Genomic DNA, 25,051 nt, shown 5'->3' on the forward strand with positions numbered 1-25,051 from the left:
ATAGATGGCAACTATCAACCAGCTGGTACGCCAGCCGCGCAAGCGCATCGTCGAGAAGAGCGACGTGCCTGCGCTGCAGAACTGCCCGCAGCGTCGTGGCGTGTGCACTCGTGTGTACACCACCACGCCGAAGAAACCGAACTCCGCACTGCGTAAGGTGTGCCGTGTTCGTCTGACCAACGGTTTTGAAGTCACCTCCTACATCGGTGGTGAAGGTCACAACCTGCAAGAGCACAGCGTCGTGCTGATCCGTGGCGGTCGTGTAAAAGACCTTCCGGGTGTGCGCTACCACACTGTTCGCGGTTCGCTGGACACCACCGGTGTCAAAGACCGTAAGCAGGGTCGCTCGAAGTACGGTACCAAGCGTCCGAAGTAATTCGGTTCGCCATTTTTCTATTTATTGAGTCGATAAGAGTAAGGTCGGGCGTAACCAGTTGGTTATTGGTCCCGGGCTAACCTGAAGACCGTTTGAGGGCTTATCATGCCAAGACGTCGTGTAGCAGCTAAGCGTGAGATTCTGGACGATCCGAAATACGGAAGCCTGATTCTCGCCAAGTTCATGAACCACGTGATGGAAAGCGGTAAAAAGGCCGTGGCCGAGCGCATCGTTTATGGTGCTCTGGATACCGTCAAAACCCGCAAGAACAGCGATCCCCTGGAGATCTTCGAGAAAGCTCTCGACGCCATCGCTCCGCTGGTCGAAGTAAAGTCCCGCCGTGTAGGCGGTGCTACCTACCAGGTTCCGGTCGAAGTTCGTCCGTCCCGTCGTAATGCTCTGGCCATGCGTTGGCTGGTAGAAAGCGCGCGCAAGCGTGGTGAGAAGTCCATGGCCCTGCGCCTGGCTGGCGAGCTGCTGGATGCCTTCGAAGGCAAAGGCGCTGCTGTCAAGAAGCGTGAAGACGTGCACCGTATGGCTGAGGCCAACAAAGCGTTCTCGCACTACCGCTTCTAATTACGGCTTCCATTCTTTTGCGAGGGCTTTATGGCTCGTAACACAGCAATTAACCGCTACCGGAACATTGGTATCTGCGCCCACGTTGACGCGGGCAAGACCACCACCACCGAGCGGATCCTGTTCTACACAGGTCTCAGCCACAAGATGGGTGAGGTGCATGACGGCGCTGCTACCACCGACTGGATGGTGCAGGAGCAGGAGCGTGGTATCACCATTACCTCCGCTGCCATCACCACCTTCTGGGAAGGTTCGCGTGGTCAGTACGACAAGTACCGCGTAAACGTCATCGACACCCCCGGCCACGTAGACTTCACCATCGAAGTTGAGCGCTCCCTGCGCGTACTGGACGGTGCTGTCGTGGTGTTCTGCGGCACCTCTGGCGTTGAGCCGCAGTCCGAGACCGTATGGCGTCAGGCCAACAAGTACGGTGTTCCGCGTATCGTCTACGTGAACAAGATGGACCGTGCTGGTGCCAACTTCCTGCGCGTAGTCGGGCAGATCAAGCAGCGCCTGGGCCACACTCCGGTCCCGGTTCAGCTGGCCATCGGTGCGGAAGATGACTTCCAGGGCCAGATCGATCTGCTGAAGATGAAGGCGATCTACTGGAACGAAGACGACAAGGGCACCAGCTACCGCGAGGAAGAGATTCCTGCCGAGCTGGTCGATCTGGCCAACGAGTGGCGCTCGAACATGGTTGAAGCTGCTGCCGAAGCCAGCGAAGAGCTGATGAACAAGTACCTGGAAGAGGGTGAGCTGTCGATCGAAGAGATCAAGGCCGGCCTGCGTCAGCGTACCATCGCCTGCGAAATCGTTCCGGCCGTTTGCGGTTCCTCGTTCAAGAACAAGGGCGTGCCCCTGGTTCTCGACGCCGTGATCGACTTCCTGCCTGCTCCGACCGAGATCCCGGCGATCAAGGGTATCCACCCTGACCTGGTCGACACTCCGAAGGAAGAGATCACTGACGCACAGTACGACGAGCGTCATGCTGATGATGCTGAGCCGTTCTCCGCTCTGGCGTTCAAGATCGCTACCGACCCGTTCGTGGGTACTCTGACCTTCGTTCGCGTTTACTCGGGCGTGCTGAACTCCGGTGACTCGGTGATCAACTCGGTCAAGGGCAAGAAAGAGCGCGTTGGTCGTATGGTGCAGATGCACGCCAACCAGCGTGACGAGATCAAAGAAGTGCGCGCTGGCGACATCGCTGCTCTGATCGGCATGAAGGACGTCACCACTGGTGAGACCCTGTGCGATCCGGAGAAGCCGATCATCCTCGAGCGTATGGACTTCCCGGAGCCTGTAATCTCGGTAGCTGTTGAGCCGAAGACCAAGGCTGACCAGGAGAAGATGGGTATCGCTCTGGGCAAGCTGGCCCAGGAAGACCCGTCGTTCCGCGTCAAGACCGACGAAGAAACCGGCCAGACCATCATCTCCGGTATGGGTGAGCTGCACCTGGACATCCTGGTCGACCGTATGCGCCGCGAATTCAACGTCGAGGCCAACATCGGTAAGCCGCAGGTTTCCTACCGCGAGAAGATCACCAAGAACTGCGAAATCGAAGGCAAGTTCGTTCGCCAGTCCGGTGGTCGTGGTCAGTTCGGTCACTGCTGGATTCGCTTCGCGCCGGCTGACGAAGGCCAGGAAGGTCTGGTATTCGTCAACGAAGTCGTGGGCGGTGTGGTTCCGAAGGAATACATCCCGGCCATCCAGAAGGGCATCGAAGAGCAGATGAAGAACGGCGTTGTTGCCGGCTATCCGCTGATCGGCCTGAAGGCGACCGTATTCGATGGTTCCTACCATGACGTCGACTCCAACGAGATGGCGTTCAAGGTGGCCGCCTCCATGGCGACCAAGCAGCTCGCTCAGAAGGGCGGCGGTGTTGTGCTTGAGCCGATCATGAAGGTCGAAGTGGTAACCCCTGAGGACTATATGGGTGACGTGATGGGTGACCTGAACCGTCGTCGTGGTCTGATCCAGGGTATGGAAGACACGGTTTCCGGCAAGGTGATCCGTGCTGAGGTTCCGCTGGGCGAGATGTTCGGTTACGCGACCGACGTGCGTTCCATGTCCCAGGGTCGCGCAAGCTACTCCATGGAATTCTCCAAATACTCCGAAGCTCCGTCGAACATCGTCGAAGCACTGGTTAAAAAACAAGGCTGATCCAGCCCTTTAGGCAAGAGGTTCACTGTCGTGGCTAAAGAAAAATTCGAACGTAACAAACCGCACGTCAACGTTGGCACCATCGGTCACGTTGACCACGGTAAAACCACTCTGACCGCTGCTCTGACCCGCGTCTGCTCCGAAGTGTTCGGTTCGGCCAAGGTCGACTTCGACAAGATCGACTCCGCTCCGGAAGAGAAGGCTCGCGGTATCACCATCAACACTGCTCACGTTGAGTACGACTCGGCCGTTCGCCACTACGCGCACGTTGACTGCCCGGGTCACGCCGACTACGTGAAGAACATGATCACCGGTGCTGCCCAGATGGACGGCGCGATCCTGGTTTGCTCGGCCGCCGATGGCCCGATGCCGCAAACCCGTGAGCACATCCTGCTGTCCCGCCAGGTAGGCGTTCCTTACATCGTTGTCTTCCTGAACAAGGCTGACATGGTGGACGACGCTGAGCTGCTGGAACTGGTTGAGATGGAAGTTCGTGACCTGCTGTCCACCTACGACTTCCCGGGCGACGACACTCCGATCATCATCGGTTCCGCTCTGATGGCTCTGAACGGCCAAGACGACAACGAAATGGGTACCAGCGCTGTTAAGAAGCTGGTCGAGACTCTGGATGCCTACATCCCTGAGCCGGTTCGTGCCATCGACATGCCGTTCCTGATGCCGATCGAAGACGTGTTCTCCATCTCCGGCCGCGGTACCGTGGTAACCGGTCGTGTTGAGCGCGGCATCGTCAAGATCCAGGAAGAAATCGAGATCGTTGGTCTGCGTGATACCACCAAGACCACCTGCACCGGCGTTGAGATGTTCCGCAAGCTGCTCGACGAAGGTCGTGCTGGCGAGAACTGCGGCGTTCTGCTGCGCGGCACCAAGCGTGACGACGTAGAGCGTGGTCAGGTTCTGGCCAAGCCGGGCACCATCAAGCCGCACACCAAGTTCGAAGCTGAAGTGTACGTTCTGTCCAAAGAAGAAGGTGGTCGTCACACCCCGTTCTTCAAGGGCTACCGTCCGCAGTTCTACTTCCGTACCACCGACGTAACCGGTTCGTGCGAACTGCCGGAAGGCGTTGAGATGGTAATGCCGGGCGACAACATCAAAATGGTTGTCACCCTGATCAAGCCGATCGCCATGGACGACGGCCTGCGTTTCGCAATTCGCGAAGGCGGTCGTACCGTTGGTGCTGGCGTGGTTGCCAAAGTCATCGAGTAATCGAAGGCTGTTGAGGAAAAGGGCCCTTCGGGGCCCTTTTTCTTTGTATTGGTTAAAAGTTGACACCCCCAGGGGGCATCCGTACAATCACGCCTCCTTTTAACGGGCGTAGTCCGTCCGTTGGGGAAAGCAGAGATAGAGTCTGAGGTCAAAATGCAAAACCAACAAATCCGTATTCGGTTGAAGGCTTTTGACCATCGCCTGATCGATCAATCCACCCAGGAAATCGTGGAAACCGCGAAACGTACTGGTGCTCAGGTGCGTGGTCCTATTCCGCTGCCCACTCGCAAGGAGCGTTTCACCGTTCTGATCTCCCCGCACGTCAACAAAGACGCGCGTGATCAGTACGAGATTCGCACTCATAAGCGTGTTCTGGACATCGTCCAGCCGACGGATAAGACCGTCGACGCGCTGATGAAGCTTGACCTTGCTGCTGGCGTGGAAGTGCAGATCAGCCTCGGCTAAAACCTGGCGGTTTTAGTCGTGTAACGCTCTGAAATGGGCGGCCATAGCGGGTGAAAGCCCCGTACACTCATGAGGTTTACAACATGACTATTGGTGTAGTCGGTAGAAAAGCGGGTATGACCCGTATTTTCACCGAAGAAGGTGTCTCCATTCCGGTCACGGTCATTGAGATCGAGCCGAATCGCGTCACTCAGTTCAAATCCGAAGATAGCGATGGCTACCGCGCTGTGCAGGTGACCGTGGGCGAGCGTCGTGCTTCCCGCGTGACCAAGGCTCAGGCTGGTCATTTCGCTAAGGCTAATGTCGCTGCTGGTCGTGGCGTCTGGGAATTCCGTCTGCAGGACGGCGAATACCAGGCTGGCGATCAGATCACTGCCGAATTGTTCCAAGCTGGCCAGCTGGTAGATGTTACCGGTGAGTCCAAAGGTAAAGGCTACGCCGGTACCATCAAGCGCTGGAATTTCCGCGGTCAGGACAATACCCACGGTAACTCCGTTTCCCACCGTGCTCCGGGCTCCATCGGCCAGTGCCAGACTCCTGGTCGTGTCTTCAAGGGCAAGAAAATGTCCGGTCATATGGGCGCTGAGCGCGTGACCGTGCAGTCCCTGGAAGTGGTCCGTGTCGACGCCGAGCGTAATCTGCTGCTGGTCAAGGGTGCCGTTCCGGGCGCTACCGGTGGCGACGTGCTGGTGCGTCCGGCTGTCAAAGCTCGCGGTTAATAGGGGAAGCTGAGATGCAACTGAATGTAAATGGCGCTCAGGCTATCGAAGTCAGCGAGCGCACGTTCGGCGGTGAGTTCAACGAGACTCTGGTGCACCAGGCTGTCGTCGCCTACATGGCTGGCGGTCGTCAGGGCTCCCGTGCTCAGAAAACTCGCGCTGAAGTCACCGGTGGTGGCAAAAAGCCGTGGCGTCAGAAGGGCACTGGTCGTGCTCGTTCCGGTTCCAGCGTTGGTCCGATCTGGCGGGGCGGTGGTGTGACCTTCGCGGCCAAGCCGCAGGATCACAGCCAGAAGCTGAACAAGAAGATGTACCGCGCCGCTCTGCGCTCCATCCTCTCCGAGCTGGTTCGTCTGGATCGTCTGGTCGTTGTCGAAGACTTCGCCGTCGACGCTCCGAAGACCAAGGCTCTGCTGGGCAAGTTGGACGGTATGGGTCTGCGCGATGTGCTGATCGTTACCGAGGCCGTTGACCAGAATCTGTACCTGGCTGCGCGCAACCTGCCGCACGTTGATGTTCGTGACGTTCAAGGCACCGATCCGGTCAGCCTGATCGCCTTCGACAAAGTGCTGGTAACCGTGTCGGCCGTGAAGAAATTCGAGGAGCTGCTGGCATGAACCAGGAACGCGTATTCAAAGTGCTGGTTGGCCCGCACATCTCCGAGAAAGCCTCCGTGCTGGCAGATGGTAAGAGCCAATTCGTTTTCAAGGTTGCCGTTGATGCAACCAAGCTGGAAATCAAGAAGGCCGTTGAAAGCCTGTTCAGCGTGAAAGTGGACGAGGTCCGCACTGTCAATGTACAGGGCAAGACCAAGCGTACCGCTCGCGGTCTGGGCAAGCGCAACGACTGGAAGAAGGCTTATGTCTCCCTCCAGGCTGGCCAAGATCTCGATTTCACCAGCAGTGCTGAGTAAGGTAGGGGCGCATCATGGCAATCGTTAAATGCAAACCGACTTCCGCTGGCCGCCGTTTCGTGGTCAAAGTGGTCAATCAGGAGCTGCACAAAGGCGCTCCTTATGCTCCGCTGCTCGAGAAGAAGTCGAAAACTGGCGGCCGTAACAACAACGGTCGTATCACCACTCGCCACATCGGCGGTGGCCACAAGCAGCACTACCGTCTGGTCGACTTCCGTCGTAACAAGGATGGCATCCCTGCCGTCGTTGAGCGCGTGGAATACGATCCGAACCGTACCGCCCACATCGCTCTGCTGAAATACGCCGACGGTGAGCGTCGCTACATCATCGCTCCGAAAGGTGTGAGTGCTGGCGATCAACTGGTATCCGGTGCTGCTGCTCCGATCAAGGCCGGTAACAGCCTGCCGCTGCGCAATATCCCTGTTGGTTCGACCATTCATGCGATCGAACTGAAGCCGGGTAAAGGCGCACAGCTGGTTCGCTCCGCTGGTGCTTCCGCCCAGCTGGTAGCTCGTGAAGGTGCCTACGTTACCCTGCGTCTGCGCTCCGGCGAGATGCGCAAGGTTCTCTCCGAGTGCCGTGCGACCCTGGGTGAAGTATCCAACTCCGAGCACAGCCTGCGTTCCCTGGGTAAAGCCGGTGCCACTCGCTGGCGCGGTGTTCGCCCGACCGTTCGTGGTGTTGCCATGAACCCGGTCGACCACCCGCATGGTGGTGGTGAGGGTCGTACCTCTGGTGGTCGTCACCCTGTTTCGCCGTGGGGCTTCCCGACCAAGGGTGCGAAGACCCGTGCGAACAAGCGTACCGACAACATGATCGTTCGCCGCCGTAAGTAATTAGAGGGATACGACAGTGCCGCGTTCTCTGAAAAAAGGTCCTTTTATCGATCTTCACCTACTGAAGAAGATCGAAGTGGCGGTGGAAAAGAACGATCGCAAGCCGGTTAAAACCTGGTCGCGTCGCTCCATCATTCTGCCGCAAATGGTCGGTCTGACCATTGCTGTGCATAACGGTCGTCAACATGTCCCGGTCCTCGTGAACGAAGACATGGTCGGCCACAAACTCGGCGAGTTCGCTGGTACCCGCACTTATCGTGGGCACGCTGCGGACAAGAAAGCCAAGCGTTAAGGGGTAAGGAACGATGGAAGTAGCCGCTAAGCTGTCGGGCGCTCGCATCTCCGCCCAGAAAGCCCGCTTGGTCGCCGACCAGATCCGCGGGAAGAAGGTGGGCGAAGCGCTCAACCTGCTGGCTTTCAGCTCGAAGAAAGCCGCCGAGATCATCAAGAAAGTGCTGGAGTCGGCCGTAGCCAACGCCGAGCACAACGAAGGCGCAGACGTTGATGACCTGAAGGTCAGCACCGTTTTCGTCAACGAGGGGCGTTCGCTGAAGCGCATCATGCCGCGTGCCAAAGGCCGTGCTGATCGCATCGTCAAGCGGTCTTGCCATATCACTGTCAAGGTTGCGGACAAGTAACGGAGTCGATCAGATGGGTCAGAAAGTACATCCCGTTGGCATCCGCCTGGGAATCGTCAAGGAGCACACCTCCGTCTGGTACGCAGACAAGCGTCAATACGCTGATTATCTGTTTGCCGACCTGAAGGTTCGTGAGTACCTCCAAGACAAACTAAAAAGCGCGTCCGTAAGCCGTATCGACATCGCTCGTCCGGCTCAGACTGCACGCATCACCATCCACACCGCTCGTCCCGGCATCGTGATCGGCAAGAAAGGTGAAGATGTTGAGAAGCTGCGTCAGGACCTGACCAAGCAAATGGGTGTGCCGGTGCACATCAACATCGAAGAGATCCGCAAGCCGGAACTCGACGGTATGTTGGTAGCACAAAGCGTTGCTCAGCAGCTGGAGCGTCGTGTGATGTTCCGCCGCGCCATGAAACGTGCCGTACAAAACGCCATGCGTATTGGTGCCAAGGGCATCAAGATCCAGGTGAGCGGTCGTCTTGGCGGTGCAGAAATCGCCCGTACCGAGTGGTATCGCGAAGGCCGTGTGCCTCTGCACACCCTGCGTGCCGATATCGACTACGCCACTTACGAAGCGCACACCACCTACGGTGTGATCGGTGTGAAGGTGTGGATCTTCAAAGGCGAGGTCATCGGTGGCCAGCTGGAAGAGTCCAAACCTGCCGCCCCGGCGCCGCGTAAGAAAGCTGCTAAGTAAGGAGTACGCAACATGCTGCAACCCAAGCGTACAAAATTCCGCAAGCAGATGACCGGCCACAACCGTGGTCTGGCCCATCGCGGTAGCAAGGTCAGCTTCGGCGAATTCGCCCTGAAAGCTGTTTCCCGTGGTCGCCTGACTGCTCGTCAGATCGAATCGGCCCGTCGTGCTCTGACTCGTCACGTTAAGCGTGGCGGTAAGATCTGGATCCGTGTGTTCCCGGACAAGCCAGTTACCAAAAAGCCCCTCGAAGTTCGTATGGGTAAAGGTAAGGGTGGCGTCGAGTACTGGGTAGCCCAAATCCAGCCGGGCAAGGTGCTGTACGAGATTGAAGGTGTTCCAGAAGAGCTGGCGCGTGAGGCATTCGCCCTGGCTGCTGCAAAGCTGCCCCTCGCCACCTCCTTTGTTAAGCGGACGGTGATGTGATGAAAGCGAATGAACTTCGTGAAAAATCGGTTCAGCAGCTGAACGAGCAACTGCTCGGTCTGCTGCGCGACCAGTTCAATCTGCGTATGCAGAAGGCAACTGGTCAGTTGGGGCAGTCTCACCTGCTCTCGCAAGTGAAGCGCGACATTGCTCGCGTGAAGACTGTGCTCAACCAGCAGGCAGGTAAGTAATCATGGCTGAAGCTGAGAAAACCGTCCGCACGCTGACTGGCCGCGTCGTCAGCGACAAAATGGACAAGACCATCACCGTTCTGATCGAGCGTCGCGTTAAGCACCCGATCTACGGTAAGTACGTTAAGCGCTCGACCAAGCTGCACGCTCACGACGAAACCAACCAGTGCAAGATCGGCGACAAGGTCTCCATTCGCGAGACCCGTCCGCTGGCCAAGACCAAGTGCTGGGCCCTGGTGGAAGTCCTCGAACGTGCCGTGGAAGTCTAAGGACTAAGGGTCGGAGAAAGATATGATTCAGACTCAATCCATGCTCGACGTCGCTGACAACAGCGGTGCTCGTCGCGTTATGTGCATCAAGGTCCTTGGTGGTTCGCACCGTCGTTACGCCGGTATCGGCGACATCATCAAGGTCACCGTGAAGGAAGCGATTCCGCGCGGCAAGGTGAAGAAAGGCCAGGTAATGACCGCTGTTGTGGTCCGTACCCGTCACGGCGTACGCCGTGCCGATGGCTCGATCATCCGCTTCGACGGCAACGCTGCTGTTCTGCTGAACAACAAGCAAGAGCCGATCGGCACCCGTATCTTCGGGCCGGTGACTCGTGAACTGCGTTCCGAGAAGTTCATGAAGATCGTCTCGCTCGCCCCCGAAGTGCTGTAAGGAGAAGCCGTCATGCAAAAGATTCGTCGTGACGACGAGATCATCGTCATCGCCGGCAAAGACAAGGGCAAGCGTGGCAAGGTGCTGAAAGTGCTGGCTGACGATCGTCTGATCGTCGGCGGCATCAACCTCGTCAAGCGTCATACCAAACCGAACCCGATGGCTGGTGTTCAGGGCGGTATCGTCGAGAAAGAGGCGCCCCTACACGTTTCCAACGTCGCCATCTTCAACAGCGAAACCAGCAAGGCTGACCGCGTTGGTTTCAAAGTCGAAGACGGTAAGAAAATTCGTGTCTTCAAGTCCACCCAAAAGCCGGTTGGCGCTTGAGAATCATAGGTAAAACACCATGGCACGACTGAAAGAGATTTACCGGAAGGAAATCGCGCCCAAGCTGAAGGAAGAACTGAAGCTGGCCAACGTGATGGAAGTTCCGCGCGTTACCAAAATCACCCTGAACATGGGTCTTGGCGAAGCGATCGGTGACAAGAAGATCATCGAAAACGCCGTTGCCGACCTGGAAAAGATCACCGGTCAAAAGCCCGTCGTGACCTTCGCCCGCAAGTCCATTGCAGGCTTCAAGGTTCGTGAAGGTTGGCCGATCGGTGTCAAGGTGACTCTGCGTCGCGATCGTATGTACGAATTCCTGGATCGTCTGCTCGCGATCTCCCTGCCGCGCGTGCGTGACTTCCGCGGCCTGAATGCCAAGTCCTTCGATGGTCGTGGCAACTACAGCATGGGCGTCAAAGAGCAGATCATCTTCCCGGAGATCGATTACGACAAGATCGATGCGCTGCGTGGTCTGGACATCACCCTGACCACCACTGCCCGTACGGACGATGAAGGCCGCGCTCTGCTGCGTGCTTTCAAGTTCCCGTTCCGCAACTGATTGGAGTTTGGATCATGGCCAAAACGAGCATGAAGAACCGTGAGCTGAAGCGTCAGCAAACGGTAGCCAAGTACGCCAAGAAGCGTGCCGAGCTGAAAGCTGTCATCGCCAACCCGAACTCCACTCCGGAGCAGCGTTGGGAAGCCCAGGTCGCCCTGCAAAAGCAACCGCGTGACGCCAGCGCCAGCCGCCTGCGTAACCGTTGCCGCATCACTGGCCGTCCGCACGGCGTGTACCGCAAGTTCGGCCTCGGCCGTAACAAGCTGCGCGAAGCTGCGATGCGCGGTGATGTGCCGGGCCTGGTGAAAGCCAGCTGGTAAGAAAAGCGAAGCCGGCCTAGCGCCGGCTTTGTTTTATCGATCAAGCCCCTTTTGGGGCTTGATTCATTTTTGATCGATCTCTAGAATGTCCGGCTCTCCTGAGCCTGGCATTTGCCGAGCTCGTGGATGGTTCCAGCCGAAAGGCTGTTCTTTTTGTATCAGGAGCATCTAGCCCATGAGTATGCAGGACCCGTTAGCGGACATGCTAACTCGTATCCGTAATGCCCAGATGGCTGAAAAGTCGGTAGTAAGCATGCCGTCTTCCAAGCTGAAGGTGGCAGTAGCCAACGTTCTGAAGAATGAAGGTTACATCGCGGGATACCAGGTCAGCAGCGACGCCAAGCCGCAGCTGTCCATCGAGCTGAAGTACTTCGAGGGCCGTCCGGTCATCGAGGAAGTGAAACGTGTCAGCCGTCCTGGCCTGCGCCAGTACAAGCCGGCTGATCAACTGCCGAAAGTTCGCGGCGGTCTGGGCGTTTCCATCGTCTCCACCAACAAAGGTGTGATGACTGATCGCGCTGCACGCGCTGCCGGTGTCGGCGGTGAAGTGCTTTGCACCGTGTTCTAAGGGGGGATAAGCATGTCTCGCGTTGCTAAGAACCCCGTTAAGCTGCCGGCTGGTGTCGAGGTCAAACTCGCAGGTCAACAGCTTTCGATCAAGGGCGCCAAGGGCTCCCTCGAACTGAACGTGCACTCGTCCGTGGAAGTCATCCAGGACGCCGGTGAGCTGCGTTTCGCTGCCCGCAATGGCGATCAGCAGAACCGTGCCATGGCCGGTACAACCCGTGCACTGGTCAACAACATGGTCATTGGCGTGAGCCAAGGCTTCGAGCGCAAGCTGCAGCTGGTTGGTGTGGGTTACAAAGCCCAGGCCAAAGGCCAGGTGCTGAACCTCGCTCTGGGCTTCTCCCATCCGATCGACTACGAACTGCCGCAGGGCGTAACTGCCGAGACCCCGAGCCAGACCGATATCCTGATCAAGGGCATCGACAAGCAACTGGTTGGTCAGGTAGCTGCGGAGATCCGCGACTTCCGTCGTCCTGAGCCGTACAAAGGCAAAGGTGTGCGTTACTCCGACGAAGTCGTACGTCGTAAAGAAGCTAAGAAGAAGTAGGGCATAGCAAATGAGCGAAAAGAAAGAAACTCGTCTGCGTCGCGCTCGCAAGGCACGCCTGAAAATGCGCGAGCTGGAAACTGTACGCCTCAGCGTGTACCGCTCTTCCCAGCACATCTACGCCCAGGTCATTTCGGCCGACGGCGCCAAGGTTCTGGCCAGCGCCTCGACCCTGGACAAAGAACTGCGTGACGGCGCCACCGGCAACGTCGACGCGGCCAAGAAAGTCGGCCAACTGGTTGCCGAGCGCGCGAAAGCCGCTGGCGTTACCCAGGTAGCGTTCGATCGTTCTGGCTTCAAGTACCACGGCCGCGTGAAAGCGCTGGCTGATGCTGCTCGTGAAGGCGGGCTGGAGTTCTAAGTTATGGCAAATAACGAGCAAAAGCGCGATCGCGGCAACCGTGACGATGCCCAGAGCGATGGCTACACCGAGAAACTGGTCCAGGTTAACCGTGTTGCCAAGACCGTAAAGGGTGGCCGTATCTTCACCTTCACCGCGTTGACCGTGGTGGGTGATGGCAATGGTCGCGTCGGTTTCGGTCGCGGCAAGTCCCGCGAAGTGCCGGCCGCCATCCAGAAGGCGATGGAAGCTGCACGTCGCAACATGATTCAGGTCGACCTGAACGGCACCACTCTGCAATACCCGATGAAGTCCGTCCATGGCGCGTCCCACGTGTTCATGCAGCCGGCTTCCGAAGGTACCGGCATCATCGCCGGCGGCGCCATGCGTGCCGTGTTGGAAGTGGCTGGCGTGCAGAACGTCCTGGCCAAATGCTACGGCTCCACCAACCCGGTGAACGTGGTGTACGCCACCTTCAAGGGTCTGAAAGCCATGCAGTCCCCGGCTTCCGTGGCTGCTAAGCGTGGCAAGAGCGTCGAGGAGATTCTCTGATCATGGCTACCGTCAAAGTTACTCTGATCAAGAGCACCAACGGCCGTCTGGCCAACCACAAAGCTTGCGTCAAGGGTCTCGGCCTGCGTCGCATTGGTCACTCCGTGGAAGTTCAGGACACTCCTGAGAATCGCGGCATGATCAACAAGGCTTACTACCTGCTGAAGGTGGAGGGTTAATCATGCAACTGAACGATCTGCGCTCCGCGCCCGGTGCCCGTCGCGAGAAGCTTCGTGTAGGCCGTGGTATCGGTAGTGGTCTGGGTAAGACTGCTGGCCGTGGTCACAAGGGTCAGACCTCTCGTACCGGCGGCACCATTGCTCCGGGCTTCGAGGGTGGCCAACAGCCCCTGCACCGCCGTCTGCCGAAGTTCGGCTTCGTTTCCCTGAAGGCCATGGACCGCGCTGAAGTGCGCACTTCCGAGCTGGCCAAAGTGGAAGGCGATGTCGTCTCCCTGCAGTCGCTGAAGGATGCCAACCTGATTAACCAGCACGTACAGCGCGTGAAAGTCATGCTGTCCGGCGAGGTTACTCGTGCGGTTACCCTGAAAGGTATCGCCGTCACCAAAGGTGCGCGTGCGGCTATCGAAGCAGCTGGCGGCAAGTTCGAGGACTAAATGGCTAAGCAAGGTGCTCTCTCCGCGCTCAGCAATGGCGGGTTGTCCGAGCTGTGGGCTCGGCTGCGTTTTCTGTTCCTGGCGATCATCGTCTATCGGATCGGTGCGCACATTCCGGTTCCCGGAATAAACCCTGACCGGCTGGCCGACCTGTTCCGACAGAACGAGGGGACCATTCTTAGCCTGTTCAACATGTTTTCCGGCGGCGCGCTGGAGCGGATGAGCATCTTTGCACTGGGGATCATGCCGTACATCTCGGCCTCGATCATCATGCAGCTGATGACCGCCGTCAGCCCGCAGCTGGAGCAGTTGAAGAAGGAAGGGGAAGCTGGCCGTCGCAAGATCAGCCAGTACACCCGCTACGGCACTCTCGTCCTGGCAGTGGTTCAAGCCGTCGGCATGTCCGTCGGTCTGGCCAGTCAGGGCGTGGCCTTCTCGGTTGATTTCGGCTTCCACTTCGTGGCGGTGACGACCTTCGTGGCCGGCGCCATGTTCATGATGTGGCTGGGCGAGCAAATCACCGAGCGGGGTGTCGGCAACGGTATCTCGATGCTGATCTTTGCAGGCATCGTGGCCGGTCTGCCGTCGGCTATCGGGCAGTCTTTCGAGTCTGCTCGCCAGGGTGATATCAACATCTTCGCCCTGATTGCCATCGGCCTGCTGGCGGTAGCGATCATCGGTTTCGTGGTGTTCATCGAGCGTGGTCAGCGTCGCATTGCGGTGCACTACGCCAAGCGTCAGCAGGGCCGCAAGGTCTTCGCTGCGCAGACCAGCCACCTGCCGCTGAAGGTGAACATGGCCGGCGTCATTCCGGCTATCTTCGCCAGCAGCATCCTGCTGTTCCCGGCTTCGCTGGGTACCTGGTTCGGCCAGTCTTCTGGCATGAGCTGGCTGCAGGATCTGTCCCAGGCGATCGCTCCCGGTCAGCCGTTGAACATTCTGCTGTTTAGTGCAGGGATCATCTTCTTCTGCTTCTTCTATACGGCGCTGATGTTCAACCCGAAAGACGTAGCGGAAAACCTGAAGAAGTCCGGTGCCTTTATTCCGGGCATCCGTCCGGGCGAGCAGTCCGCGCGCTATATCGATGGCGTGTTGACCCGCTTGACCATGTTCGGTGCTCTGTACATGACGGCCGTATGTCTGCTCCCGCAGTTCCTGCAGGTGGCAGCCAACGTTCCGTTCTACCTTGGCGGGACCTCGTTGCTGATCGTGGTCGTGGTTGTGATGGATTTTATGTCCCAAGTACAATCGCACCTCGTTTCGCACCAGTACGAATCCCTGATGAAGAAAGCCAACCTGAAGGGCTATGGCGGCGGCATGCTCCGCTGACATGGTTTCCGTAAGGTTCTAGGAGTTACTGATGAAAGTTCGTGCATCGGTCAAGAAGCTGTGCCGCAACTGCAAGATCATCCGCCGCGACGGTGTCGTGCGCGTGATCTGCAGCGCGGAGCCGCGTCACAAACAGCGCCAAGGCTGAGTGTGATTCACGCGTAATGAGCCCGGCAGCTAGTGCGCTGCCGGGTTGATTCTTTGTTATTACAGCGCTAATATCGCGCGCCCTATTTCTTGGCTTCCAGGGCGTGGGTAGCTGTCAATTGGAGTTCCACTGAATGGCCCGTATTGCAGGCGTCAACATTCCGGATAACAAGCACACTGTTATCTCGCTGACCTACATCTACGGTGTTGGTCGCACCACTGCGCAGAAAATCTGTGCAACCACCGGTGTCAATCCGGCGGCAAAGATCAAAGATCTCTCTGACGAGCAGATCGAGCAGCTGCGTGGCGAAGTTGCCAAGCTCACCACCGAGGGTGACCTGCGCCGCGAAATCAACATGAAGATCAAGCGTCTGATGGACCTGGGCTGCTACCGCGGTCTGCGTCACCGCCGTGGCCTGCCGGTCCGCGGTCAGCGCACCAAGACCAACGCGCGCACCCGTAAGGGCCCGCGTAAGCCGATCCGCAAGTAATTGCGCCCGCGAATCGACAGGATATAAGTCATGGCTAAGCCAGCTGCTCGTACTCGTAAGAAAGTCAAAAAGACAGTGGTTGATGGGATCGCCCATATCCACGCGTCTTTCAACAACACCATCGTGACCATCACCGACCGTCAAGGTAACGCTCTGTCCTGGGCTACCTCCGGTGGTTCCGGTTTCCGCGGCTCCCGTAAGTCCACTCCGTTCGCTGCCCAGGTGGCTGCCGAGCGCGCTGGTCAGGCAGCTCTGGAATATGGCCTGAAGAACCTCGACGTCAACGTCAAGGGCCCAGGTCCTGGTCGCGAATCCGCTGTGCGTGCTCTGAACGCCTGCGGCTACAAAATCGCCAGCATCACCGACGTGACGCCTATCCCGCACAACGGGTGCCGTCCGCCGAAGAAGCGTCGCGTGTAATAGGAGACAGTGAAGAATGGCTCGTTACATTGGTCCCAAGTGCAAACTGTCTCGCCGTGAAGGCACCGATCTCTTCCTGAAGAGTGGTGCGCGCGCGCTCGAATCCAAGTGCAACATCGAAGCGGCTCCTGGCCAGCACGGCGCTCGCCGTGGTCGTCAGTCCGACTACGGTACCCAGCTCCGTGAGAAGCAGAAAGTTCGTCGTATCTACGGCGTGCTGGAGCGTCAGTTCAGCGGTTACTACAAGGAAGCTGCCCGTCGCAAGGGCGCTACCGGCGAGAACCTGCTGCAGCTGCTGGAATGCCGTCTGGACAACGTGGTTTACCGCATGGGCTTCGGTGCTACCCGCGCCGAATCTCGTCAGCTGGTATCGCACAAAGCCATCACCGTGAACGGTTCGACCGTGAACGTCCCGTCCTACCAGATCAAAGCTGGTGACGTCGTGGCCGTTCGCGAAAAGGCCAAGAACCAGCTGCGCGTTGCCCAGGCTCTTGACCTGTGCGCCCAGCGTGGTCGCGTTGAGTGGGTCGAAGTAGATGCTGAGAAGAAATCCGGCGTGTTCAAAAGCGTTCCGGCTCGCGGCGATCTGTCCTCCGACATCAACGAAAGCCTGATTGTCGAGCTCTACTCCAAGTAAGGGCTAGAAAATAGGTGCATCCATGCAGATTTCGGTAAATGAGTTCCTGACCCCCCGTCATATCGACGTTCAGGCGGTCAGTTCGACCCGCGCCAAGATCACCCTCGAGCCTCTCGAGCGTGGTTTTGGCCATACCCTGGGCAACGCGCTGCGTCGCATCCTGTTGTCCTCCATGCCTGGCTGTGCAGTGGTCGAGGCCGAGATTGACGGCGTACTCCACGAGTACTCCGCCATCGAAGGTGTGCAGGAAGATGTGATTGAGATCCTGCTCAACCTGAAAGGCCTGGCCATCAAGCTGCACGGCCGTGACGAAGTCACCCTGACTCTGGCCAAAAAAGGCTCGGGTGTGGTCACTGCTGCCGATATCCAGCTGGATCACGACGTCGAGATCGTCAACGGCGATCACGTAATCGCCAACCTGGCGGCCAACGGCGCTCTGAACATGAAACTCACCGTGCGTCGTGGCCGTGGCTACGAGCCGGCTGATGCCCGTCAGAGCGATGAAGACGAAAGCCGTAGCATCGGCCGTCTGCAGCTGGACTCCTCGTTCAGCCCGGTCCGTCGTGTTGCCTACGTGGTGGAGAACGCCCGCGTCGAGCAGCGTACCAACCTGGACAAGCTGGTCATTGACCTGGAAACCAACGGCACCCTGGATCCTGAAGAGGCCATCCGCCGTGCCGCGACCATCCTCCAGCACCAACTGGCGGCCTTCGTTGATCTGAAGGGCGACAGTGAGCCGGTAGTGGTCGAGCAGGAAGACGAGATCGATCCGATCCTCCTGCGTCCAGTCGACGACCTCGAGCTGACCGTACGTTCGGCCAACTGCCTGAAGGCGGAGAACATCTACTACATCGGTGACCTGATTCAGCGCACTGAAGTAGAGCTGCTCAAGACTCCGAACCTGGGCAAGAAGTCCCTGACCGAGATCAAGGACGTTCTGGCCTCCCGCGGTCTGTCCCTCGGTATGCGCCTCGACAACTGGCCGCCGGCAAGTCTGAAGAAGGACGATAAGGCTACTGCCTGATCGTCCGTAATCACCGAACCGAAAGTTTGGTAAGGAATTAATCATGCGTCATCGTAAAAGTGGCCGTCACCTGAGCCGCACCAGCGCACACCGCAAGGCTATGTTCCAGAACATGGCGGTGTCGCTGTTCGAACACGAACTGATCAAAACCACCCTGCCGAAAGCCAAGGAACTGCGCCGCGTTGCCGAGCCGCTGATCACCCTGGCCAAGGTAGACAGCGTTGCCAACCGTCGTCTGGCCTTCGACCGTACCCGTTCGAAAGCCATCGTCGGCAAGCTGTTCAACGATCTGGGCAAGCGCTACGCCACCCGTCAGGGCGGCTACCTGCGCATCCTGAAGTGCGGCTTCCGTGCTGGCGACAACGCTCCTATGGCGTACGTCGAGCTGGTTGACCGTCAGGTTGCTGGTGAAGCCGTAGAAGCTGCCGAATAAGCTGCTTCTGCTGCACAAGGAACCGGGCCTAGGCCCGGTTTTTTGCTTTCTGGAATCCGGTTTTCTGGCGTGTTCAGCACCTTAACGATTTGGCGATGAGCATTCGTTCTTAAGAGATAAAAGCTATCGACTTGTTGTCTTTCATAAATTGGTCCGCCAGGCGAAGCGGGTCTAGTCTCCTTCCACCGTCGGCCGCAATCGCAGGGACCGACCAGAGAGGAGAAGGAGAGAACAATGTCGAATCAAGGCAAATGCCCGTTCCATCATGCCGCTGGCGGGACTACCAACAAGGATTGGTGGCCGAATCAGCTGCGCGTCGATCTGCTCAACCAGCACTCCGAGAAATCCAACCCGCTCGGCGAGCAATTCAACTACGCCGAAGAATTCAAGAAGCTCGACTACAAGGCCCTCAAGGGCGACCTGGTCAAGCTCATGACCGACAGCCAGGACTGGTGGCCGGCGGACTTTGGGCATTATGGCCCGCAGATGATCCGTATGGCCTGGCACTCCGCCGGTACCTACCGCACCACCGACGGCCGCGGCGGCGGCGGGCGGGGCCAGCAGCGCTTCGCGCCGCTCAGCTCCTGGCCGGACAACGTCAACATCGACAAGTCGCGACGCCTGCTGTGGCCGATCAAGCAGAAGTACGGCCAGCAGATTTCCTGGGCCGACCTGTACATCCTGGCCGGCAACGTGGCGCTGGAGTCCATGGGCTTCCGTACCTTCGGCTTCGCCGGCGGTCGCGAGGATGTCTGGGAACCGGACATGGACGTGGCCTGGGGCGCCGAGACCAAGTGGCTGGCTGACGACCAGCGCTTCGAGGGCGACCGCGAGCTGATCAACAGCCTGGGCGCCACCCACATGGGACTGATCTACGTGAACCCGGAAGGTCCGAATGCCAGCGGCGACTACATGGCCGCGGCCAAGGACATACGCGCCACCTTCGGTCGCATGGCCATGGACGACGAGGAAACCGTCGCCCTGATCGCCGGCGGCCACACCTTCGGCAAGGCCCACGGTGCCGCGCCCGAGTCGCACAAGGGCGCCGAGCCCGAGGGCGGCACCATCGAGGACCAGGGCTTGGGCTGGACCAGCAACTTCGGTAGCGGCTCCGGCAAGGACACCGTTTCCAGTGGCCTGGAGGTGACCTGGACCAAGACCCCGGCGTTGTGGAGCAACAACTTCTTCGAGAACCTGTTCAAGTATGAGTGGGAGCTTGAGCGAAGCCCCGCCGGCGCCAAGCAGTGGGTGGCCAAGGACGCGCCGGAGAACATCCCGGATGCCCATGTGCCGGGCAAGTTCCACAAGCCGAAGATGCTCACCACCGACCTGACCCTGCGCTTCGATCCGGAGTTCGGCAAAATCTCCAAGCGCTTCCTCGAGGATCCGCAGGCCTTCGCCGAGGCTTTCGCCCGCGCCTGGTTCAAGCTGACCCACCGCGACATGGGGCCGAAGGCCCGCTACCTCGGCCCGGAGGTGCCGAAGGAAGACCTGATCTGGCAGGATCCGCTGCCGGCTGCCACGCACAACCCCTCGACGGCGGACATCGCCGACCTCAAGGCGAAGATCGCCGCCTCTGGGTTGTCGGTCGGCGACCTGGTCTCGGTGGCCTGGGCCTCGGCCTCCACCTACCGCGGCGGGGACAAGCGCGGCGGTGCCAATGGTGCACGTCTGGCCCTGGCGCCGCAGAAGGACTGGGAGGTCAACCAGCGTGCCATCAAGGCGCTGCCCAAGCTGGTCGAGATCCAGAAGGCTTCCGGCAAGGCATCGCTGGCTGACGTGCTAGTGCTGGCCGGCAATGTCGGCATCGAGCTGGCTGCCAAGGCCGCGGGCGTCAGCGTGGAGGTGCCTTTCTCTGCCGGTCGGGTCGACGCGTCTCAGGAACAGACCGATGTCGACTCCTTCGCCGTGCTGGAGCCGACCGCCGATGGCTTCCGCAACTACCGCAGGGGCAAGGTCGGTGCCACCACCGAGGCCTTGCTGGTCGATCGGGCGCAGCTGCTCACGCTCACCGCGCCGGAGCTGACCGCCCTGGTCGGCGGCCTGCGTGTGCTCGGCGCCAACCACGATGGCAGCCAGCAGGGCGTGCTCACAGACAAGGTTGGCGTACTCAGCAACGACTTCTTCGTCAACCTGCTGGACATGAACACCGTGTGGAAAGCCGTGGATGCCGACGCCGAGGTGTTCGAGGGCAAGGACCGCAAGACCGGTGCCGTGAAGTACAGCGGCACCCGCAGCGACCTGATCTTCGGCTCCAACTCGATCCTGCGGGCCTATGCCGAGGTATATGCCAGCGCCGATGGCAAGGCGAAGTTCGTGAAGGACTTCGTCGCCGCCTGGACCAAGGTGATGAATCTGGATCGGTTCGACCTGGCGGCCTGAGTCGTCCGCAACAAGAAAAAGCCCCGCAGATGCGGGGCTTTTTCGTATCAGGCGCGATCGCGTTCCAGCAATGGCTTGAGGAAGTGCCCGGTGTGCGAGGCCTTGTTCGCCGCCACGTCTTCCGGGGTGCCGGTGGCGATGATCATGCCGCCCTTGGAGCCGCCCTCGGGGCCGAGGTCCACCAGCCAGTCGGCGGTCTTGATCACGTCCAGGTTGTGCTCGATCACCACCACGGTGTTGCCGTGGTCGCGCAGGCGGTGCAGCACGTCGAGCAGTTGCTGGATGTCGGCGAAGTGCAGGCCGGTGGTCGGCTCGTCGAGGATGTACAGGGTCTTGCCGGTGTCGCGCTTGGACAGCTCGCGGCTCAGCTTGACCCGCTGCGCCTCGCCGCCGGACAGCGTGGTCGCGCTCTGGCCCAGCTTGATGTAGGACAGGCCCACGTCGACCAGGGTCTGCAGCTTGCGCGCCAGGGCCGGCACGGCATCGAAGAATTCGCGAGCCTCCTCGATGGTCATGTCGAGCACCTCGGTGATGCTCTTGCCCTTGTACTTCACTTCCAGGGTCTCGCGGTTGTAGCGCTTGCCCTTGCACACATCGCACGGCACGTAGATGTCCGGCAGGAAGTGCATCTCCACCTTGATCACGCCGTCGCCCTGGCAGGCCTCGCAGCGGCCGCCCTTGACGTTGAAGCTGAAACGGCCCGGGCCGTAGCCGCGCGAGCGCGACTCCGGCACGCCGGCAAACAGCTCGCGGATTGGGGTGAACAGGCCGGTGTAGGTCGCCGGGTTGGAGCGCGGCGTACGGCCGATCGGGCTCTGGTCGATGTCGACCACCTTGTCCAGGTGCTGCAGGCCGTCCAGCGAGTCGTGGGCGGCGGCTTCCAAAGTGGTAGCGCCGTTCAGTGCGGTGGCGGCCAGCGGGAACAGGGTGTTGTTGATCAGCGTCGACTTGCCTGAGCCGGATACGCCGGTGACGCAGGTGAGCAGGCCGAGCGGAATCTCCAGGTCGACGTTGCGCAGGTTGTTGCCGCGCGCGCCCTTGAGCTTCAGCGACTTCTTCTTGTCGCGCACGGTGCGCTGCGCCGGGTAGCGGATCTTCTCGCGGCCGGAGAGGTACTTGCCGGTCAGCGAGTCTGGGTGGTTCATCACCTCGTCCGGAGTGCCTTCGGCGACCACGCGGCCACCGTGTACGCCGGCGCCGGGGCCGATGTCGACCACGTAGTCGGCCAGGCGGATGGCGTCCTCGTCGTGCTCGACGACTATCACCGTGTTGCCCAGGTTGCGCAGGTGGGTGAGGGTGCCCAGCAGGCGCTCGTTGTCGCGCTGGTGCAGGCCGATGGAGGGCTCGTCGAGGATGTACATCACGCCCACCAGGCCGGCGCCGATCTGACTGGCCAGTCGGATACGTTGGGCTTCGCCACCGGACAGGGTGTCGGCGCTGCGGTCCAGGGTCAGGTAGTCGAGGCCGACGTTGACCAAGAACTGCAGGCGCTCGCGGATCTCCTTGAGGATCTTCTCGGCGATCTCGCCGCGCCGGCCGGTGAGGTGCATGCCGCCGAAGTAGTCACAGGCGTCGCCGACCGGCAGGCCGGTGACGGCCGGCAGCGTGCGGTCACCGACCCACACGTGGCGCGCCTCGCGGCGCAGGCGGGTGCCACGGCAATCCGGGCAGGGCTGGGTGCTGAGGAACTTGGCCAGTTCCTCGCGCACGGTGGCCGACTCGGTCTCGCGGTAGCGGCGCTCGAGGTTGGGGATGATGCCCTCGAACGGGTGCGAGCGTTTGACGATGTCGCCGCGGTCGTTGAGGTACTTGAAGTCGACGTTCTGCGTGCCACTGCCGAACAGGATGAACTTCTGGTGTTCGGCGGCCAGGTCGTCGAACGGCTTGTCCAGACTGAAGCCGTAGTGCGCGGCCAGTGAGCCGAGCATCTGGAAGTAGTAGACGTTGCGCCGGTCCCAGCCACGGATCGCGCCCTCGGCCAGGGTCAGCTCGCCGTTGACCAGGCGTTTGCCGTCGAAGAACTGCTTCACGCCCAGGCCGTCGCAGGTCGGGCAGGCGCCGGCCGGGTTGTTGAAGGAGAACAGCTTGGGTTCCAGCTCGCTGATCGAGTGGCCGCAATGCGGGCAGGCGAAGCGCGCGGAGAAGATGATCTCGTCGCCGACTTCATCGTCCATGGGGGCGACCAGAGCGATGCCGTCGGCCAGATTGATAGCGGTCTCGAAGGATTCTGCCAGGCGCTGCTGCAGGTCTTCGCGCACCTTGAAGCGGTCCACCACCACGTCGATGGAGTGCTTCTTCTGCTTGTCCAGCTTGGGCAGCTCATCCATCTCGTAGATGCGGCCGTTGACCCGGGCGCGGACGAAGCCCTGGGCGCGCAGCTCGTCGAACACCGCCAGGTGCTCGCCCTTGCGCTCGCGGATCACCGGAGCCAGCAGCATCAGCTTGCGACCCTCGGGCAGGGCCAGTACCTGGTCGACCATCTGGCTGACGGTCTGCGCCTCCAGCGGCACGTCGTGGTCCGGGCAGCGCGGGATGCCGACGCGAGCGTAGAGCAGGCGCAGGTAGTCGTAGATCTCGGTGATGGTGCCGACGGTCGAGCGCGGGTTGTGCGAGGTCGACTTCTGCTCGATGGAGATGGCCGGGGAGAGCCCCTCGATGGTGTCGACGTCGGGCTTCTCCATCATCGACAGGAACTGCCGAGCATAGGCCGACAGCGATTCCACGTAGCGGCGCTGGCCCTCGGCGTACAGGGTGTCGAAGGCCAGCGACGACTTGCCGGAGCCGGACAAGCCGGTGATCACGATCAGCTTGTCGCGCGGCAGGGTCAGGTCGACGTTTTTCAGGTTATGGGTGCGCGCACCCCGGATCAGAATCTTGTCCACGAACGGCCTCGCAGGTGGCGGGCGGAAACGACGGAGTATACGGCCGCGGCCTGCCGCGCGGCAAAGCGCCGCGGCTTTGCCGAAGTGGCGCACGCCCTGACGGCTGGCGTGCTTTCCATACACCCCGCTGCGCTTACAGAAGGTCACAGCCCCTGTCATGACTGATAGAATCGCCGGCCTCTTTGTTCAGGGTTTTTCCATGCACGATCCGCACAGCGAACGCATGAGCGCCAGGGAAACGCGCGCCGCCGGTGGCCTGGCCCTGGTGTTCGCCTTCCGCATGCTGGGCATGTTCATGGTCCTGCCGGTGCTGGCCACCTACGGCACCGACCTGGCCGGCGCCACGCCGGCGCTGATCGGCCTGGCCATCGGCGCCTACGGCCTGACCCAGGCGCTGCTGCAGATTCCCTTCGGCATCATCTCCGACCGCATCGGCCGCTTGCCGGTGATCTATATCGGCCTGCTGATCTTCGCCGCCGGCGCCGTGCTGGCGGCCAATGCCGACTCCATCTGGGGCGTGATCGCCGGCCGCGTGCTGCAGGGCGCGGGCGCCATCTCGGCGGCGGTGATGGCGCTGCTGTCGGACCTCACCCGCGAGCAGCACCGCACCAAGGCCATGGCCATGATCGGCATGAGCATCGGCCTGTCGTTCGCCGTGGCCATGGTGGTCGGCCCGCTGCTGACCCGCGCCTTCGGCCTGTCCGGTCTGTTCTGGGCCACTGCCGGTATGGCGCTGGTCGGCATGCTGATCATTGCTCTGTTCGTGCCGCGTGCCTCCAGCGCGCTGCAACACCGCGAGTCCGGGGTGGCGCGCCAGGCGCTGCTGCCGACTCTGCGCAACGCCGAGCTGCTGCGCCTGAACCTGGGCATCGGTGTGCTGCACGCGATCCTTATGGCCAGCTTCGTGGTGTTGCCGCTGGCGCTGGTGGAGCAGGGCGGGCTAGCCAAGGAAGAGCACTGGTGGGTCTATCTCAGTGCGCTGCTGATCGGCTTCTTCGGCATGGTGCCGTTCATCATCTATGGCGAGAAGAAGCGCCAGATGAAACGCGTGCTGAGCGGTGCGGTGCTGGTGCTGGTGCTGTGCGAGCTGTACTTCTGGGCCTTTGGTCATGGCCTCAAGGCGCTGGTGTTCGGCTTCATCCTGTTCTTCACCGCCTTCAACCTGCTGGAGGCCTCGCTGCCCTCGCTGGTGAGCAAGGTGGCGCCTGCCGGCGGCAAGGGCACGGCCATGGGCGTGTACTCCACCAGCCAGTTCCTCGGCGCCGCCGTGGGCGGCATTCTCGGCGGCTGGTTGTACCAGCATGGCGGGCTCGGCCTGGTGTTCGTCGGCTGCGCTGCGCTGGGGGTTATTTGGCTGCTGGCAGCTGCTACTATGCGCGAGCCGCCTTATGTGACCAGCCTGCGCCGGCCGCTCACGGCCCATGCCGTGGCCGATAGCGCACTGGTGGGGCGACTCCTCGCGATACCCGGCGTCAGCGACGCCATCGTGGTGGCCGAGGAGGCCGCGTTGTACATCAAAGTGGACACCCAACAATTGGACCGCGTGTTGCTCGAGCGAGTGCTCGAAGAGGCCGCGGAGACGCATTCAGCTTAG

The 25,051-nt window shown here is 60.3% G+C and carries 35 protein-coding genes; 34 read left to right on the forward strand and 1 reads right to left on the reverse strand.

Annotated elements, in window-relative coordinates; all coding sequences use genetic code 11:
• Positions 1-4 precede the first annotated feature (4 nt).
• The 33 genes from rpsL (at position 5) to katG (ending at position 20,575) form a co-directional block, all read left to right on the forward strand.
• The gene (gene rpsL / locus IB232_RS22830) at positions 5-376 is read left to right on the forward strand and encodes a 30S ribosomal protein S12 (protein ID WP_021217014.1); all 372 of its coding nucleotides are present in this window, start codon (positions 5-7) and stop codon (positions 374-376) included.
• Between the two features lie 105 nt (positions 377-481).
• Positions 482-952, forward strand: a complete 471-nt coding sequence (gene rpsG / locus IB232_RS22835; protein ID WP_192400831.1) for a 30S ribosomal protein S7 — start codon at positions 482-484, stop codon at positions 950-952.
• 30 nt (positions 953-982) lie between these two features.
• Positions 983-3,112 carry an elongation factor G gene (fusA, locus tag IB232_RS22840; protein ID WP_192400832.1) on the forward strand — a complete coding sequence of 710 codons (2,130 nt, stop codon included), beginning with the start codon at positions 983-985 and terminating at the stop codon, positions 3,110-3,112.
• Between the two features lie 30 nt (positions 3,113-3,142).
• The gene (tuf, locus tag IB232_RS22845; RefSeq protein ID WP_137975139.1) at positions 3,143-4,336 is read left to right on the forward strand and encodes an elongation factor Tu; all 1,194 of its coding nucleotides are present in this window, start codon (positions 3,143-3,145) and stop codon (positions 4,334-4,336) included.
• A 153-nt stretch (positions 4,337-4,489) separates the two neighbouring features.
• Positions 4,490-4,801: a 30S ribosomal protein S10 gene (rpsJ, locus tag IB232_RS22850; protein WP_003103876.1), complete on the forward strand. Its 312-nt coding sequence runs from the start codon at positions 4,490-4,492 to the stop codon at positions 4,799-4,801.
• Between the two features lie 83 nt (positions 4,802-4,884).
• Positions 4,885-5,520, forward strand: coding sequence for a 50S ribosomal protein L3 (gene rplC / locus IB232_RS22855; protein ID WP_137975140.1), 636 nt, complete (start codon positions 4,885-4,887; stop codon positions 5,518-5,520).
• A gap of 14 nt (positions 5,521-5,534) precedes the next feature.
• Positions 5,535-6,137: a 50S ribosomal protein L4 gene (gene rplD, locus IB232_RS22860; protein ID WP_192400833.1), complete on the forward strand. Its 603-nt coding sequence runs from the start codon at positions 5,535-5,537 to the stop codon at positions 6,135-6,137.
• Complete coding sequence (gene rplW / locus IB232_RS22865; RefSeq protein ID WP_021702707.1) at positions 6,134-6,433, forward strand: 50S ribosomal protein L23; 300 nt, start codon at positions 6,134-6,136, stop codon at positions 6,431-6,433. Before rplD ends, rplW begins: the two co-directional genes overlap by 4 nt.
• Positions 6,434-6,447: 14 nt before the next feature.
• Positions 6,448-7,269: a 50S ribosomal protein L2 gene (gene rplB / locus IB232_RS22870; RefSeq protein WP_137975141.1), complete on the forward strand. Its 822-nt coding sequence runs from the start codon at positions 6,448-6,450 to the stop codon at positions 7,267-7,269.
• A gap of 16 nt (positions 7,270-7,285) precedes the next feature.
• Positions 7,286-7,561, forward strand: coding sequence for a 30S ribosomal protein S19 (gene rpsS, locus IB232_RS22875; RefSeq protein ID WP_003448728.1), 276 nt, complete (start codon positions 7,286-7,288; stop codon positions 7,559-7,561).
• Between the two features lie 13 nt (positions 7,562-7,574).
• Positions 7,575-7,907, forward strand: a complete 333-nt coding sequence (gene rplV / locus IB232_RS22880; RefSeq protein WP_003210077.1) for a 50S ribosomal protein L22 — start codon at positions 7,575-7,577, stop codon at positions 7,905-7,907.
• Between the two features lie 13 nt (positions 7,908-7,920).
• The gene (gene rpsC / locus IB232_RS22885) at positions 7,921-8,607 is read left to right on the forward strand and encodes a 30S ribosomal protein S3 (RefSeq protein ID WP_137975142.1); all 687 of its coding nucleotides are present in this window, start codon (positions 7,921-7,923) and stop codon (positions 8,605-8,607) included.
• A gap of 12 nt (positions 8,608-8,619) precedes the next feature.
• Positions 8,620-9,033 (forward strand): 50S ribosomal protein L16, encoded by a 414-nt coding sequence (gene rplP / locus IB232_RS22890; protein ID WP_043310310.1) that lies wholly within the window; start codon positions 8,620-8,622, stop codon positions 9,031-9,033.
• The gene (rpmC, locus tag IB232_RS22895; protein ID WP_016490538.1) at positions 9,033-9,224 is read left to right on the forward strand and encodes a 50S ribosomal protein L29; all 192 of its coding nucleotides are present in this window, start codon (positions 9,033-9,035) and stop codon (positions 9,222-9,224) included. The genes rplP and rpmC overlap by 1 nt, the downstream gene beginning before the upstream one ends.
• Before the next feature lie 2 nt (positions 9,225-9,226).
• Complete coding sequence (gene rpsQ / locus IB232_RS22900) at positions 9,227-9,493, forward strand: 30S ribosomal protein S17 (RefSeq protein ID WP_137975143.1); 267 nt, start codon at positions 9,227-9,229, stop codon at positions 9,491-9,493.
• A gap of 22 nt (positions 9,494-9,515) precedes the next feature.
• Positions 9,516-9,884 (forward strand): 50S ribosomal protein L14, encoded by a 369-nt coding sequence (rplN, locus tag IB232_RS22905; RefSeq protein ID WP_003243907.1) that lies wholly within the window; start codon positions 9,516-9,518, stop codon positions 9,882-9,884.
• A gap of 12 nt (positions 9,885-9,896) precedes the next feature.
• A complete protein-coding gene (gene rplX / locus IB232_RS22910) occupies positions 9,897-10,211 on the forward strand; it encodes a 50S ribosomal protein L24 (protein ID WP_137975144.1) in 315 nt (104 codons plus the stop codon).
• A 19-nt stretch (positions 10,212-10,230) separates the two neighbouring features.
• Positions 10,231-10,770 carry a 50S ribosomal protein L5 gene (gene rplE, locus IB232_RS22915; protein ID WP_137975145.1) on the forward strand — a complete coding sequence of 180 codons (540 nt, stop codon included), beginning with the start codon at positions 10,231-10,233 and terminating at the stop codon, positions 10,768-10,770.
• A 14-nt stretch (positions 10,771-10,784) separates the two neighbouring features.
• Positions 10,785-11,090 (forward strand): 30S ribosomal protein S14, encoded by a 306-nt coding sequence (gene rpsN / locus IB232_RS22920; protein WP_137975146.1) that lies wholly within the window; start codon positions 10,785-10,787, stop codon positions 11,088-11,090.
• A gap of 175 nt (positions 11,091-11,265) precedes the next feature.
• Positions 11,266-11,658, forward strand: coding sequence for a 30S ribosomal protein S8 (gene rpsH, locus IB232_RS22925; protein WP_192400834.1), 393 nt, complete (start codon positions 11,266-11,268; stop codon positions 11,656-11,658).
• Between the two features lie 12 nt (positions 11,659-11,670).
• Positions 11,671-12,204, forward strand: a complete 534-nt coding sequence (gene rplF / locus IB232_RS22930; protein WP_137975148.1) for a 50S ribosomal protein L6 — start codon at positions 11,671-11,673, stop codon at positions 12,202-12,204.
• Between the two features lie 10 nt (positions 12,205-12,214).
• Positions 12,215-12,565: a 50S ribosomal protein L18 gene (rplR, locus tag IB232_RS22935; protein WP_021702696.1), complete on the forward strand. Its 351-nt coding sequence runs from the start codon at positions 12,215-12,217 to the stop codon at positions 12,563-12,565.
• 3 nt (positions 12,566-12,568) lie between these two features.
• Positions 12,569-13,096, forward strand: a complete 528-nt coding sequence (rpsE, locus tag IB232_RS22940; protein ID WP_137975149.1) for a 30S ribosomal protein S5 — start codon at positions 12,569-12,571, stop codon at positions 13,094-13,096.
• A gap of 2 nt (positions 13,097-13,098) precedes the next feature.
• Positions 13,099-13,275, forward strand: coding sequence for a 50S ribosomal protein L30 (gene rpmD, locus IB232_RS22945; RefSeq protein ID WP_043310318.1), 177 nt, complete (start codon positions 13,099-13,101; stop codon positions 13,273-13,275).
• 2 nt (positions 13,276-13,277) lie between these two features.
• Positions 13,278-13,712, forward strand: a complete 435-nt coding sequence (rplO, locus tag IB232_RS22950) for a 50S ribosomal protein L15 (RefSeq protein WP_192400835.1) — start codon at positions 13,278-13,280, stop codon at positions 13,710-13,712.
• Complete coding sequence (secY, locus tag IB232_RS22955; RefSeq protein WP_137975151.1) at positions 13,713-15,041, forward strand: preprotein translocase subunit SecY; 1,329 nt, start codon at positions 13,713-13,715, stop codon at positions 15,039-15,041.
• A 31-nt stretch (positions 15,042-15,072) separates the two neighbouring features.
• The gene (gene rpmJ, locus IB232_RS22960) at positions 15,073-15,189 is read left to right on the forward strand and encodes a 50S ribosomal protein L36 (RefSeq protein ID WP_003281814.1); all 117 of its coding nucleotides are present in this window, start codon (positions 15,073-15,075) and stop codon (positions 15,187-15,189) included.
• A 133-nt stretch (positions 15,190-15,322) separates the two neighbouring features.
• Positions 15,323-15,679 (forward strand): 30S ribosomal protein S13, encoded by a 357-nt coding sequence (gene rpsM / locus IB232_RS22965; protein ID WP_021702691.1) that lies wholly within the window; start codon positions 15,323-15,325, stop codon positions 15,677-15,679.
• A gap of 30 nt (positions 15,680-15,709) precedes the next feature.
• The gene (gene rpsK, locus IB232_RS22970) at positions 15,710-16,099 is read left to right on the forward strand and encodes a 30S ribosomal protein S11 (protein ID WP_021702690.1); all 390 of its coding nucleotides are present in this window, start codon (positions 15,710-15,712) and stop codon (positions 16,097-16,099) included.
• Positions 16,100-16,115: 16 nt separating this feature from the next.
• Positions 16,116-16,736: a 30S ribosomal protein S4 gene (gene rpsD / locus IB232_RS22975; RefSeq protein ID WP_192400836.1), complete on the forward strand. Its 621-nt coding sequence runs from the start codon at positions 16,116-16,118 to the stop codon at positions 16,734-16,736.
• Between the two features lie 22 nt (positions 16,737-16,758).
• Complete coding sequence (locus IB232_RS22980) at positions 16,759-17,760, forward strand: DNA-directed RNA polymerase subunit alpha (RefSeq protein ID WP_192400837.1); 1,002 nt, start codon at positions 16,759-16,761, stop codon at positions 17,758-17,760.
• A gap of 43 nt (positions 17,761-17,803) precedes the next feature.
• The gene (gene rplQ, locus IB232_RS22985) at positions 17,804-18,193 is read left to right on the forward strand and encodes a 50S ribosomal protein L17 (protein WP_021702687.1); all 390 of its coding nucleotides are present in this window, start codon (positions 17,804-17,806) and stop codon (positions 18,191-18,193) included.
• A gap of 234 nt (positions 18,194-18,427) precedes the next feature.
• Entirely contained in the window at positions 18,428-20,575 is a 2,148-nt protein-coding gene (gene katG / locus IB232_RS22990) for a catalase/peroxidase HPI (protein ID WP_192400838.1), read from the forward strand.
• A gap of 47 nt (positions 20,576-20,622) precedes the next feature.
• Here the strand turns inward: katG and uvrA are convergent, their stop codons facing one another.
• Complete coding sequence (uvrA, locus tag IB232_RS22995; RefSeq protein WP_192400839.1) at positions 20,623-23,457, reverse strand: excinuclease ABC subunit UvrA; 2,835 nt, start codon at positions 23,455-23,457, stop codon at positions 20,623-20,625.
• A 199-nt stretch (positions 23,458-23,656) separates the two neighbouring features.
• Here uvrA and IB232_RS23000 point away from each other — a divergent pair, with 199 nt between their 5' ends.
• Positions 23,657-25,051, forward strand: a complete 1,395-nt coding sequence (locus IB232_RS23000; protein ID WP_192400840.1) for an MFS transporter — start codon at positions 23,657-23,659, stop codon at positions 25,049-25,051.

The organism is Pseudomonas sp. PDM15 (genome assembly GCF_014851565.1).
Lineage (GTDB): Bacteria > Pseudomonadota > Gammaproteobacteria > Pseudomonadales > Pseudomonadaceae > Aquipseudomonas.

Excerpts from the sequence above, each read along its gene's own strand:
- rpsL (WP_021217014.1), top strand. The coding sequence starts at position 5 with ATGGCAACTATCAACCAGCTGGTACGCCAGCCGCGCAAGCGCATCGTC.
- rpsG (WP_192400831.1), top strand. The coding sequence starts at position 482 with ATGCCAAGACGTCGTGTAGCAGCTAAGCGTGAGATTCTGGACGATCCG.
- fusA (WP_192400832.1), top strand. The coding sequence starts at position 983 with ATGGCTCGTAACACAGCAATTAACCGCTACCGGAACATTGGTATCTGC.
- rpsJ (WP_003103876.1), top strand. The coding sequence starts at position 4,490 with ATGCAAAACCAACAAATCCGTATTCGGTTGAAGGCTTTTGACCATCGC.
- rplC (WP_137975140.1), top strand. The coding sequence starts at position 4,885 with ATGACTATTGGTGTAGTCGGTAGAAAAGCGGGTATGACCCGTATTTTC.
- rplD (WP_192400833.1), top strand. The coding sequence starts at position 5,535 with ATGCAACTGAATGTAAATGGCGCTCAGGCTATCGAAGTCAGCGAGCGC.
- rplW (WP_021702707.1), top strand. The coding sequence starts at position 6,134 with ATGAACCAGGAACGCGTATTCAAAGTGCTGGTTGGCCCGCACATCTCC.
- rplB (WP_137975141.1), top strand. The coding sequence starts at position 6,448 with ATGGCAATCGTTAAATGCAAACCGACTTCCGCTGGCCGCCGTTTCGTG.
- rplV (WP_003210077.1), top strand. The coding sequence starts at position 7,575 with ATGGAAGTAGCCGCTAAGCTGTCGGGCGCTCGCATCTCCGCCCAGAAA.
- rpsC (WP_137975142.1), top strand. The coding sequence starts at position 7,921 with ATGGGTCAGAAAGTACATCCCGTTGGCATCCGCCTGGGAATCGTCAAG.
- rplP (WP_043310310.1), top strand. The coding sequence starts at position 8,620 with ATGCTGCAACCCAAGCGTACAAAATTCCGCAAGCAGATGACCGGCCAC.
- rpmC (WP_016490538.1), top strand. The coding sequence starts at position 9,033 with ATGAAAGCGAATGAACTTCGTGAAAAATCGGTTCAGCAGCTGAACGAG.
- rpsQ (WP_137975143.1), top strand. The coding sequence starts at position 9,227 with ATGGCTGAAGCTGAGAAAACCGTCCGCACGCTGACTGGCCGCGTCGTC.
- rplN (WP_003243907.1), top strand. The coding sequence starts at position 9,516 with ATGATTCAGACTCAATCCATGCTCGACGTCGCTGACAACAGCGGTGCT.
- rplX (WP_137975144.1), top strand. The coding sequence starts at position 9,897 with ATGCAAAAGATTCGTCGTGACGACGAGATCATCGTCATCGCCGGCAAA.
- rplE (WP_137975145.1), top strand. The coding sequence starts at position 10,231 with ATGGCACGACTGAAAGAGATTTACCGGAAGGAAATCGCGCCCAAGCTG.
- rpsN (WP_137975146.1), top strand. The coding sequence starts at position 10,785 with ATGGCCAAAACGAGCATGAAGAACCGTGAGCTGAAGCGTCAGCAAACG.
- rpsH (WP_192400834.1), top strand. The coding sequence starts at position 11,266 with ATGAGTATGCAGGACCCGTTAGCGGACATGCTAACTCGTATCCGTAAT.
- rplF (WP_137975148.1), top strand. The coding sequence starts at position 11,671 with ATGTCTCGCGTTGCTAAGAACCCCGTTAAGCTGCCGGCTGGTGTCGAG.
- rplR (WP_021702696.1), top strand. The coding sequence starts at position 12,215 with ATGAGCGAAAAGAAAGAAACTCGTCTGCGTCGCGCTCGCAAGGCACGC.
- rpsE (WP_137975149.1), top strand. The coding sequence starts at position 12,569 with ATGGCAAATAACGAGCAAAAGCGCGATCGCGGCAACCGTGACGATGCC.
- rpmD (WP_043310318.1), top strand. The coding sequence starts at position 13,099 with ATGGCTACCGTCAAAGTTACTCTGATCAAGAGCACCAACGGCCGTCTG.
- rplO (WP_192400835.1), top strand. The coding sequence starts at position 13,278 with ATGCAACTGAACGATCTGCGCTCCGCGCCCGGTGCCCGTCGCGAGAAG.
- secY (WP_137975151.1), top strand. The coding sequence starts at position 13,713 with ATGGCTAAGCAAGGTGCTCTCTCCGCGCTCAGCAATGGCGGGTTGTCC.
- rpmJ (WP_003281814.1), top strand. The coding sequence starts at position 15,073 with ATGAAAGTTCGTGCATCGGTCAAGAAGCTGTGCCGCAACTGCAAGATC.
- rpsM (WP_021702691.1), top strand. The coding sequence starts at position 15,323 with ATGGCCCGTATTGCAGGCGTCAACATTCCGGATAACAAGCACACTGTT.
- rpsK (WP_021702690.1), top strand. The coding sequence starts at position 15,710 with ATGGCTAAGCCAGCTGCTCGTACTCGTAAGAAAGTCAAAAAGACAGTG.
- rpsD (WP_192400836.1), top strand. The coding sequence starts at position 16,116 with ATGGCTCGTTACATTGGTCCCAAGTGCAAACTGTCTCGCCGTGAAGGC.
- IB232_RS22980 (WP_192400837.1), top strand. The coding sequence starts at position 16,759 with ATGCAGATTTCGGTAAATGAGTTCCTGACCCCCCGTCATATCGACGTT.
- rplQ (WP_021702687.1), top strand. The coding sequence starts at position 17,804 with ATGCGTCATCGTAAAAGTGGCCGTCACCTGAGCCGCACCAGCGCACAC.
- katG (WP_192400838.1), top strand. The coding sequence starts at position 18,428 with ATGTCGAATCAAGGCAAATGCCCGTTCCATCATGCCGCTGGCGGGACT.
- IB232_RS23000 (WP_192400840.1), top strand. The coding sequence starts at position 23,657 with ATGCACGATCCGCACAGCGAACGCATGAGCGCCAGGGAAACGCGCGCC.